Below are 1,535 nucleotides of genomic sequence, written 5' to 3' on the forward strand. Positions count from 1 at the left end.
TGATATTTAATTCGATAATCCGCGAATAACCTTACCACAGTTTGAATAACATTTATTGTTACAAGCGCTGCACGGCTGTCTATAGTTAATGTCGTGAGATTTGGTTAGCTCCTAAAATTAACGGAAACCCTTACTTTATTTTAGAAAGTAGAAGCATTTTGATATAATACATATATTTTTATATACGTCTAAATATATGTATAATCCTCCTCTCCTAAAGAGGGGGGTATTTTATCTGCTCCCTAAAGGGGTGGGTAAAGTAGGATGTGTATACAATACATAAAGTTGTTCACCAATATATTGGTTTGGTAATAGGGATTAAGACAAGTCATCATGGCCTAAATACTGTGGGCAATAGACGTGCCACATACGCCTTTACAAAGGGATGCGAAATTGCGAAATGGAGCTAATCCCCAAAATTGGATATAATATGGATTGTAGTCTGTAACTCGACTGCATGAATAAGGAATTACTAGTAATCGTGAATCACCAACGTCACGGTGAATCAATGACTATATGTCATCGAAGGTTCGATTCCTTTCCTTCCTAGGCAACACTAAATTATATGCTATCTAGATATTTTATATTTGTATAAAATAATGACAGATTAAATAATTTTTATATGAATAATATTTATTTATTAAATGATTATATAACTAATGGATTCAGAATAGAATTTGTAGATATTATATATTTAGTTTCTATATTATTAGGTGTATTTACTATAGTAAGTAGAAATCCTATAGTATCAGTATTATTTTTAATAGGTTTATTTATTAATATAGCTTGTTTATTAATATTAGTGGGATACAATTATCTAGGATTATCATATATTCTAGTATATGTAGGTGCAGTATCAATTTTATTTCTTTTCATATTAATGTTAATTAATATAAGAATTTCAGAGTTATTAAGTGAAACTAATAATGATATACCTTTAGCTGTATTAACAGTTTTACTTTTCTATTATGTAGTAGGTCAAGTATTACCATCTAATTTAACAGATAATACTATAGTTTCTTACTTATCAAATTCATTTTCTGAAATATATAATGTTCAATTAGAGAATGAGTTTTTTAATATAGTAGATTTAAAACAACAAATAGCTTATGCTAGCGGTAAAGGTTGAGATAGTTCATTAGTAGAATTTACTCATATTACAGGAATAGGAAATATTATGTATACTAGTTATTCTATCTGATTAATAGTAAGTTCAGTAATCCTATTATTAGGAATGGTAGGTGCAATTGTTATTACAATAAAACAGAAATAAAATAATTAATGGAAACTTAAATAGTAAGAGATTACTAAGGTGTATCAATCAAAAAGTAATTTTCAAAATCACCCATTCCATTTAGTATCTCCATCTCCTTGACCATTGTATACAAGTATATCATTATTTATATTAACAACATCAACAGTTTGTTTTATGCATGGTTTCCAAGGTTTTGAGAACTTAGTACCTGTAGCTGTAATAAACGTAGCTTACGTAATGGGTTTATGATTTAGAGATATTATTTCAGAAGGTACTTATT

The 1,535-nt window shown here is 28.0% G+C and carries 1 protein-coding gene and 1 rRNA gene; both read left to right on the forward strand.

The window, feature by feature from the left end; translation table 11 throughout:
- Nucleotides 1–545, forward strand: a 16S ribosomal RNA gene (locus JS756_RS38880); the annotation flags it as partial.
- 77 nt (nucleotides 546–622) lie between these two features.
- On the forward strand, nucleotides 623–1,129 hold the full coding sequence (locus tag JS756_RS38885) for an NADH-quinone oxidoreductase subunit J (RefSeq protein WP_205387415.1): 507 nt from the start codon (nucleotides 623–625) through the stop codon (nucleotides 1,127–1,129).
- Nucleotides 1,130–1,535: the final 406 nt, after the last annotated feature.

The organism is Streptomyces actuosus, from assembly GCF_016921115.1.
Taxonomy (GTDB): Bacteria; Actinomycetota; Actinomycetes; order Streptomycetales; family Streptomycetaceae; genus Streptomyces; species Streptomyces actuosus_A.